We start from the raw sequence: 9,725 nt of genomic DNA, 5'->3' as shown, positions 1-9,725 counted from the left end.
GTCGCAGGATTATAGAGAAGAGCGAAGAAAAAATCACCTTTTTTTGCGCCAAATCACTAATTTTTTCTTCACTTTTTTAAGAACCCATTGGATCTAGGCCAAATGTTCACGCGCGAGATACTCATGACTTTGCATCTCAGTAAGCCGAGACAAACAGCGCTTAAATTCGAACTCTAACTGCCCATCAGTATATAAGTCGGCCATTGGCACTTCAGCAGAAATAATCAACTTAACATTGCGCTCGTAAAACTCATCGACCAGCGCGATAAAGCGTCTCGCCGCATCATCGATTTTTCGGTTCATTTGTTGAACATCTGCCAGTAATACCGTGTGGTAAATACGAGACAATTCAATGTAGTCATTTTGACTGCGAGCAGTTTGACACAACTGAGCAAACGACGCATGCAGCACCCCGTCGCTTGCTTCAATCACCGCTAGTTGACGGTGGTTAACTTCGATTTGATGAGCAACAAACTGACGCTCTCCAGTCAGCTGCTGATAATATTTGTTAAGGTTTATGCTAGCCTGCTCATCAAGCGGGTAATGGTATATTTCAGCCTGTTCTAACGTTCTTAAGCGATAATCAACGCCACTATCGACATTCAACACTTCACAACGTGCCAAAATCATATCGATCGCGGGCAAAAAGCGCGCTCTTTGCAAACCGTTACGATATAAGTTCTGCGGCTCGATGTTTGAAGTCGCGACTAGGATCATCTGCCGCTTGAACATTTCTTGAAGTAGCGTTGCGAGGATCATCGCATCAGTAATGTCGGAAACAAAAAATTCATCAAAGCAAACCACATCGGCTTCTTCTTTAAATTTATCCGCCACTTTTGATAGCGGATTTTCCACATCACCTAACAGCTTCAACTCATCATGTACTCGATACATAAATCGATGGAAGTGGACGCGCATTTTTCTTTGGGTCGGTAAAGCATCAAAAAATGCGTCCATAAGGTAGGTTTTACCGCGACCTACTCCACCCCAAAAGTAAAGGCCTTTTGGTGGTTCAGGCTTGTCGATTTTTTTCCCCATTAGCTTTTGCCATTTGGAAAGCTGAGGCACAGGAGCTGACTGAAATTCAACGATAGCATGGTAAAGCTTGTCTAATGCAACGACCGCTTGATACTGAGCTTCATCACGCTGAAACCCGTGTTCTGCTATGTCTTTTTGATATTGTTGTAGTGGTGTCATCGTATGTAAGTCGTATAGAGGTATAGAGAAAAGGGTTACCTCGGGGTCAACTTTGAGAATAGAGAGAAGTAGTTATCAGTCCCCGAAGACATACTGCTATTTTTCTTTATCGGCTGTTCAAGCCATAGTAACATGGACGAGCACCGCGTGTAACTAAGTAGTAAAAGACTTGTTAAAACAACTATAAGGAGCAGTTATGCCTTGGATTTATGCCATTGTGGGTTTGCTGGTCGGTACAATCGTAGGCGTAGTCATTAGTAGACTAACCACCCCTGAATACAAGAAACAAAAGTCTGTGCAGAAAGAACTTGAAGCGGCCAAGTTTGAATTAGAGCAACAACGTCAAGAGCTCGTCGATCATTTTGCACAAACCGCAGAAATGTTGGACACCCTAGGTAAAGATTACACCAAGCTATACCAACATATGGCCAAGACCTCTTCTGAGCTTTTGCCAAACTTACCAGAACAAGACAACCCGTTTGATAAGAAAACGGCAATGTCATCTGAAACCATTGCAGAAGATCAACCAGAGTTTAACGAACAACCAAAAGACTACGCTAATGGCGCCACCGGTCTTTTGAGGGATCAAGAGAAAGAAATCATTAATGCTCCCGAAGCGGTAACCGCAAAAGCATCATAATCCTCTCTTACTTCTATCTAGGGCCGATACATTTGTATCGGCCCTTTTTTGAACTTTTTCACCTCACCTTCGCTCTAACTTGGATGTGCACTGCCTCCCCTTTTGATTGTCCGAACTAGACCCTATATTAGTTATTAACAAAGTGAACTAACCGTTCGGATATTTCTTTTTGGCAGACATGTTTCAAGAGGAGTTATTGGATGAAAAAACCACTGCTTGCGCTCACCGTTCTATCTCTGAGTTTGGGGTCGATTATTGCCCCAGTTCAAGCCACTGCCGCATTACCTTTGAATGTGGATGGCCAACAGTTACCTAGCTTGGCACCAATGCTTGAGAAGGTGACCCCAGCTGTTGTGAGTATTGCTGTAGAAGGTAAACAAGTACAAACCAGCCGCATTCCCGAGCAATTTCAATTTTTCTTTGGCCCAGACTTTCCTATGGAACAAAGGCGAGAGCGCCCGTTCAGAGGTTTAGGGTCTGGTGTCATTATTGATGCGAAGAAAGGCCATATTGTCACTAACTACCACGTGATCAAGGGAGCAGATGAGATTCGAGTTCGCCTCTTTGACGGGCGCGAATATGACGCTACGCTCGTTGGCGGTGATGAAATGGCCGATGTTGCGTTACTTAAATTAGAGAAAGCGAAAAACTTAACGCAGATTAAGGTCGCGGATTCCGACAAACTGCGTGTCGGTGACTTTACGGTTGCGATTGGTAACCCATTTGGACTCGGTCAAACTGTGACTTCGGGTATTGTTTCAGCCCTTGGTCGTAGCGGCTTAAACGTTGAAAACTTCGAAAACTTCATCCAAACCGATGCCGCAATTAACAGCGGTAACTCTGGTGGTGCATTGGTCAACCTTAATGGTGAGCTGATCGGTATTAATACTGCAATTTTAGGCCCTAACGGCGGTAACGTAGGTATTGGTTTTGCGATTCCATCAAACATGATGAAAAACCTCACTGATCAAATTCTAGAGTTTGGTGAAGTCAAACGCGGCATGTTGGGTGTGCAAGGTGGCGAAGTAACCTCTGAGCTAGCTGATGCATTGGGTTACGAGTCAAGTAAAGGTGCCTTTATTGGTCAAGTCGTACCGGACAGCGCAGCCGATAAAGCAGGATTAAAAGCCGGTGACGTAATTGTATCGGTGAACGGCAAAGCGATTAATACTTTCTCAGAGCTCCGCGCAAAAGTGGCAACATTGGGCGCAGGTAAAGAAATCACATTAGGTGTGGTTCGAGATGGTAAGAATAAAACCTTTGATGTAACGCTTGGCGAATCTACGAATATGAAAGCTAAAGCGGAGACATTACATGAGGGACTCAAAGGGGCGGAATTAAGCAATACAACACCAAGTGATGTAATCCAAGGTGTTAAAGTATCGAGCGTTGCAGATAACTCTCCAGCGGCTCAATATCAATTACAACAAGGTGACATTATTATCGGTGTGAACCGTCAACGAGTGAAAAACCTTGCCGAGCTTCGTACAATCGTAGAGAAACACAAAGGTGTACTGGCTCTTAATATTCAACGTGGTGAACGTACTATTTATCTTGTCATTCGTTAACCACTTTCAAAGTGATAGAAAATAAGGTTTTCGATGCATAGTGTTGAGTGATAAGGCTCGATCACTTTTCCTTATCGCTCAATAACTAATGAAAAGGGCAGCGCGATGACGTGCTGCCCTTTTGTTATTTTTCAATGTAATGCTATTCTTCATCTTCGATGCCATTTTGGCGCTCACGCATGGAGAGGATATGCTCAGCTTTTTATTACGTTCTGTCTTTTTAGGCTTGGCTACTGCCGCAGTGGTATTACTGGCGGTTCCATCTTTGCGCAACAACGTAATTCCTGCCGCGCTTGATCCTCAACCTGTTAATATCGCATCAGTCGAGTTGACGTTTAATCAAGCAGTCCGAAGAGCAGCACCTGCAGTGGTAAACATCTACAGTCGTAAGTATGTTGAGAATGACCGCAGTAAACTCTCGACTCAAGGCCTGGGGTCAGGTGTGATTGTTAGTGAGAAAGGCTACATCATTACTAACTATCATGTGGTTGCTCAAGCTGATCAAATTGTTGTGGCATTACAAGACGGCAGAGCCGCAGCGGCTCAGCTCGTAGGGACAGATAAGCGTACTGATATAGCCGTGCTGCGTGTCGAAGGTTCGAATTTGCCCGTAATCCCTCTGAACTCTAACTACAAACCACAAGTGGGCGATGTAGTACTAGCCATCGGTAACCCATACAACCTTGGACAAACCACAACGTTCGGCATTATTTCTGCCACAGGTCGTTCATCTATTAGCGATGGTCGTCAAGCATTCATTCAAACCGATGCCGCCATCAATGAAGGTAACTCTGGTGGAGCCCTAGTGAACACACAAGGCGAGCTCGTCGGCATTAACACCGCCTCTTTTCAGCAAGCGACAGACTTAGAAACTTACGGTATTTCTTTTGCGATCCCTGCGCCGCTAGCGAGTAAGATCATGCAGAAAATCATCGCTGATGGCCGCGTGATTCGTGGTTATATTGGAATCGACGGCCAAGACATTAATGCGGTCACTGCTCGCCTGCTTGGAAATGAACACATAGGTGGTATTGTCGTACTTGGTATTGATCCAAATGGTCCAGCCAATGCGGCAGGCTTCCAAAAGCAGGACATCATTATCAGTATTGATGGCAATAAAGTACAAGGGCGTCAGAGCGTTATGGATATCGTCACCGATTTACGTCCTGGCACCACCGTGGACGTCGGTATCATTCGCAAAGGAAAAGAGATGACCTTGAAAGTCACCATTGCCGAAGACAAGCAAGAAGCATAAAAAATCCCAGCCATTGGCTGGGATTTTTATTTGTGCGTTACTCGCTATCGCTCGGTGTTTCCGTCGTATCGGAATCATCTAGCTCAACTTCAATACGAGTGACTCGCTGCAAACCTCTCGGTAATAACCCACCTCGGCGACCACGTTCGCCACGGAAGTTATCAAGGTCAGACGGTTTAAGACCCAACTTTCGCTTACCCGCGTACAGCGTTAACGATGCACCTTTTGGTAAAGACATTAAGTGAGATAGTACTTCTTCTCGCTCTTTTGCTTTAGCAGCAGGAATGTTGATGATCTTATTCCCTTTACCTTTCGCCAGTTGTGGCAAGTCTTTGATTGGGAACAGCAGCATGCGACCTTGGTTAGTGATTGCTAAGATTTCATCAGAGTCTAAATCTTCAATCTCTTTTGGCGTCATGATCTCAGAGTTGGCAGGTAAAGTGACGAGCGCTTTACCACTGCGGTTTTTAGACAGCAAGTCCGCGCCTTTACATACAAAGCCGTAACCTGCATCTGAGCCCACCAGCCACAGCTGATCTTCTTCACTCATGATGACTTGGCGAATACTGCTACCAGCCGTAATATTCAAGCGACCGGTAATCGGCTCACCTTGACTACGAGCAGAAGGCAGTGAGTGCGATTCCAGAGAGTAACTTCGACCGTCACTACCTAGGAATACCGCAGGCTGATTACTCTTACCTCGAGCATGCGCTAAATACTTATCACCCGACTTATAGTTTAAGCCTTCGGCATCCACGTCATGGCCTTTCGCGTGACGAATCCAACCTTTCTCAGAAAGCACAACCGTGATTGGCTCACTTGGTACGAGGTCACGTTCAGTCAGCGCTTTTGCTTCTGCACGCTCAACCATTGGAGAGCGACGGTCATCACCGTATTTCTCTGCGTCTGCTTTGATTTCTTTTTTCAGTAGTGTATTCAGACGACGCTCAGAACCGAGTAGCTGTTCTAGCTTCTCACGCTCTTTCTCTAGCTCGTCTTGCTCACCACGGATCTTCATCTCTTCTAGTTTTGCTAGATGACGAAGTTTAGTATCTAAAATTGCATCCGCTTGGATATCGGTAATACCAAAGCGTTCCATCAGCACCGCTTTTGGATCGTCTTCAGTACGGATGATCTCAATCACTTCATCTAGGTTGAGGTAAGCAACCAACAAACCTTCCAAGATGTGTAGACGAGCCATTACTTTGTCTAGGCGGTGTTGTAGACGACGACGCACAGTCGTACGACGAAACTCGATCCACTCAGACAGAATTTGCACCAGACCTTTAACTTGAGGACGGTTATCCAAACCAATCATGTTCAAGTTAACACGGTAACTGCGCTCAAGATCCGTTGATGCGAACAAGTGGTTCATCAACAAATCACAATCGACGCGGTTTGACTTAGGCACCACAACGATACGCGTTGGGTTCTCGTGATCCGATTCGTCACGAAGATCGTCAACCATTGGCAGCTTCTTCGCACGCATCTGGTTAGCGATTTGCTCAAGCAGTTTGGCACCCGATACTTGGTGTGGCAAAGAAGTGATAACAATGTCAGAACCTTCTTTGTGCCAAACCGCACGCATTTTGATGCTGCCACGACCGTTGCGGTAAATCTTCTCGATATCCGCTTGCGGCGAGATGATTTCTGCTTCTGTTGGGTAATCCGGACCTTTGACATACTGCATCACGTCCGGCAGTTCTGCTTTCGGGTTGTCGATCAAATGAATAGTCGCATCTGCGATTTCACGAACGTTGTGCGGTGGGATGTCTGTTGCCATACCAACGGCAATGCCGGTTACACCGTTAAGCAGGATGTGAGGCAGACGTGCTGGCAACATTTGTGGCTCTTTCATTGTGCCATCAAAGTTAGGTTGCCATTCAACCGTGCCCTGGCCAAGTTCGCCAAGCAATACTTCAGCAAACTTAGACAGTTTTGCTTCGGTATAACGCATTGCCGCAAATGATTTCGGATCATCTGGCGCACCCCAGTTACCTTGACCATCCACTAATGGATAGCGGTAAGAGAATGGCTGAGCCATCAATACCATCGCTTCGTAACACGCTGAATCACCGTGCGGATGGTATTTACCTAGCACGTCACCAACGGTACGTGCAGATTTTTTGTATTTTGCTGATGCAGAGAGACCAAGCTCTGACATCGCATAAATGATGCGTCGTTGAACCGGCTTTAAGCCATCACCAATGTATGGCAAGGCGCGGTCCATGATTACGTACATCGAGTAGTTCAGATAAGCGTCTTCAGTGAACTTGCGCATTGGCAATTGTTCGACGCCATCGTAGGTAATTTCTGTAGACATCCGTTACACCTCTGCCAAGTCGCCGTTGTTTTGTAGCCAAGAACGACGGTCATCTGCACGCTTTTTACCTAGCAGCATGTCCATCATTTCCATGGTCGCCGTAGAGTCGTCAATGGTTAACTGCACTAAGCGACGCGTGTTCGGATCCATGGTGGTTTCACGCAACTGAAGTGGGTTCATCTCACCCAGACCTTTGAATCGTTGCACGTTGATTTTGGCTTTCTTCTTCGACAAGCGCTCTAAAATGCCATCTTTTTCATCATCATCGAGGGCGTAGAACACTTCTTTCCCGCAGTCGATTCGATACAGAGGCGGCATCGCCACATAGATATGACCCGCTTCCACTAGTGCGCGGAAGTGACGAGTAAATAGAGCACAAAGCAGCGTTGCGATGTGAAGACCATCCGAGTCCGCATCGGCAAGGATACAGATCTTACCGTAACGAAGACTCTCGAGGTTGTCGCTATCTGGGTCAATACCCAAAGCAACAGAGATATCGTGTACTTCTTGAGACGCAAGAACTTGATCGGCAGAGACTTCCCACGTGTTCAAGATCTTACCACGCAGTGGCATCACGGCTTGGAATTCACGGTCACGTGCCTGTTTTGCCGAGCCACCCGCAGAGTCACCCTCCACAAAGAAGATTTCCGTGCGACTTAAGTCCTGTGCAGAACAGTCGGTCAACTTGCCTGGCAATGCCGGGCCGGATGCCACTTTCTTACGTACGACTTTTTTCGCCGCTCGCATACGACGGTGCGCGTTAGCGATACAGACTTCTGCCAATTGCTCTGCGAGCTGAGGCTTTTCGTTCAACCAAAGACTGAACGCATCTTTTACAACGCCAGAGACAAATGCCGCGGTTTGACGAGAAGAGAGACGTTCCTTGGTCTGGCCTGCAAATTGTGGATCTTGAATTTTAACCGACAGCACGTAAGAACAGCGGTCGAAAACGTCATCACCCGTTAGCTTCACACCACGAGGTAATAGATTACGGAACTCACAGAATTCGCGCATCGCTTCCAACAAGCCTTGGCGTAAACCATTAACGTGCGTACCACCTTGAGCGGTTGGGATCAGGTTAACGTAGCTTTCGGTGATCATCTCACCGCCTTCTGGCTGCCAAATTACCGCCCAGTTTGCCGCTTCAGTATCCGCCAAGAACTCACCAGTAAATGGTTCTTCAGGAATAACTGGATAGCCTTTTACACCTTCCGCAAGATAGTCTTTCAAACCATCTTCGTAGTACCACTTATAGTCTTTGTCATTAACTTTGTCGGTTAATGTGATTTCTAAGCCCGGACACAAAACCGCTTTTGCGCGCAGGTTGTTGACTAAGCGCGTCACAGAGAAGTTAGCCGAATCGAAGTACTTCGCATCAGGCCAGAAATGTACGCTGGTACCGCGATTGCGACGACCACATGTGCCAGTTACGGTCAGATCAGACACTTTCTCGCCGTGTTCAAATGCAATTTCATACACTTGACCATCACGACGAACTGTTACTTCAACGCGTTTTGACAACGCGTTTACTACAGATATACCTACCCCGTGCAAACCACCAGAGAATTGGTAGTTTTTGTTAGAGAACTTACCACCCGCATGTAGCTTACATAGAATTAGCTCTACGCCTGATACTTTCTCTTCTGGGTGGATATCAACAGGCATGCCTCGACCATCATCGATCACTTCGAGTGATTGGTCAGCATGTAGGATGACTTGTACTTTTGAGGCATGTCCGGCTAGCGCTTCATCGACACTGTTGTCGATAACTTCTTGGCCCAAATGGTTTGGGCGCGCTGTATCCGTATACATCCCTGGTCGGCGACGTACTGGCTCTAAGCCATTCAGTACTTCAATGGCACCAGCATTATATTGTTCAGTCATAATACGGAATTATTCTCAAAGTTTACTTGTTGCCTGAGTATCACCAATGGGCGTACCCATACTCAGGAAACGAAAAAGCCACCCTGTTCACATCACTAAGAGTTTGTAAACATGATGCATAACAAAGTAGCCAGGGTCCTCGACCCTTAAGATCTTTTGGCAAAACATAGTCGGAAAGCATACCGCCCATGTCAAGAAACGGTTGGATATATCAATAAAAACTATGAGCCTTTTCCAATCGCTTTCGAATTACAGTTCTAGAAATTCGATAATCTGTGCAGGATAACGCTCAAAGCCTACAAAACTGTGATCACCGCCTTGTTCTACTGTTTGCTTAGCGTCTGCAAACTTATCTACCGCTTGTCGATAGTCTAAAACCTCATCTTCTGTTTGTTGCAATAACCAAAAAGAATGTGGCGACGCGATGCTTTGTACATCAAGAGCTTTTAACTCGTCAATATGACAAGCTTCAAGTGTATAGGTTTCATGCGTATATGGGTTAGTTTGCTTACCCAAATAATCTACTAGCAACTCATAAGGCTTGACTGCGGGGTTGACCACTACCGCTTTAAACCCAAACTTGTCATTTAGCCACGTTGACATAAAACCACCTAATGAGCTGCCCACTAGACCAATTTTATAGTCGTCTTTATATTGCTCGATAATATCCAACAACATTTTCGCCGCTTGCTGAGGATAACAAGGTAACTGGGGAACAATCACCTTAATATCAGGCCTATGTTGCTCGCAGTAGGCTCTCATCACATTCGCTTTAATGGAGAGTGGAGAGCTATTAAAGCCATGGATATAGAGAAGAAGTGAAGGTTTACTCATAGATATCTCGCACAAAAAAGCGAG

At 46.0% G+C, this 9,725-nt stretch carries 7 protein-coding genes; 3 read left to right on the top strand and 4 right to left on the bottom strand.

What is annotated here, in order from left to right:
* Positions 1-93 precede the first annotated feature (93 nt).
* Positions 94-1,197, bottom strand: a complete 1,104-nt coding sequence (gene zapE, locus R7E42_RS20235) for a cell division protein ZapE (protein WP_005387411.1) — start codon at positions 1,195-1,197, stop codon at positions 94-96.
* A 196-nt stretch (positions 1,198-1,393) separates the two neighbouring features.
* Here zapE and zapG point away from each other — a divergent pair, with 196 nt between their 5' ends.
* From zapG to degS, 3 genes are all read left to right on the top strand, one after another.
* On the top strand, positions 1,394-1,837 hold the full coding sequence (gene zapG, locus R7E42_RS20230) for a Z-ring associated protein ZapG (protein WP_213987294.1): 444 nt from the start codon (positions 1,394-1,396) through the stop codon (positions 1,835-1,837).
* A 200-nt stretch (positions 1,838-2,037) separates the two neighbouring features.
* Complete coding sequence (locus tag R7E42_RS20225; RefSeq protein WP_025768400.1) at positions 2,038-3,405, top strand: Do family serine endopeptidase; 1,368 nt, start codon at positions 2,038-2,040, stop codon at positions 3,403-3,405.
* 190 nt (positions 3,406-3,595) lie between these two features.
* A complete protein-coding gene (gene degS, locus R7E42_RS20220) occupies positions 3,596-4,660 on the top strand; it encodes an outer membrane-stress sensor serine endopeptidase DegS (RefSeq protein ID WP_017633606.1) in 1,065 nt (354 codons plus the stop codon).
* Positions 4,661-4,697: 37 nt separating this feature from the next.
* On the opposite strand, the gene parC is transcribed toward degS, so the two are convergent.
* The 3 genes from parC to yqiA all read right to left on the bottom strand — a co-directional run bounded on the left by parC (position 4,698) and on the right by yqiA (position 9,701).
* Positions 4,698-6,983 carry a DNA topoisomerase IV subunit A gene (gene parC / locus R7E42_RS20215; RefSeq protein ID WP_017633605.1) on the bottom strand — a complete coding sequence of 762 codons (2,286 nt, stop codon included), beginning with the start codon at positions 6,981-6,983 and terminating at the stop codon, positions 4,698-4,700.
* 3 nt (positions 6,984-6,986) lie between these two features.
* Positions 6,987-8,867, bottom strand: a complete 1,881-nt coding sequence (gene parE, locus R7E42_RS20210; RefSeq protein WP_005379872.1) for a DNA topoisomerase IV subunit B — start codon at positions 8,865-8,867, stop codon at positions 6,987-6,989.
* 249 nt (positions 8,868-9,116) lie between these two features.
* The gene (yqiA, locus tag R7E42_RS20205) at positions 9,117-9,701 is read right to left on the bottom strand and encodes an esterase YqiA (protein WP_064353617.1); all 585 of its coding nucleotides are present in this window, start codon (positions 9,699-9,701) and stop codon (positions 9,117-9,119) included.
* Positions 9,702-9,725: the final 24 nt, after the last annotated feature.

Source organism: Vibrio sp. Vb1337, from assembly GCF_033338715.1.
GTDB lineage: Bacteria > Pseudomonadota > Gammaproteobacteria > Enterobacterales > Vibrionaceae > Vibrio > Vibrio alginolyticus.
This window is presented reverse-complemented; position numbering and strand designations above follow the sequence as displayed.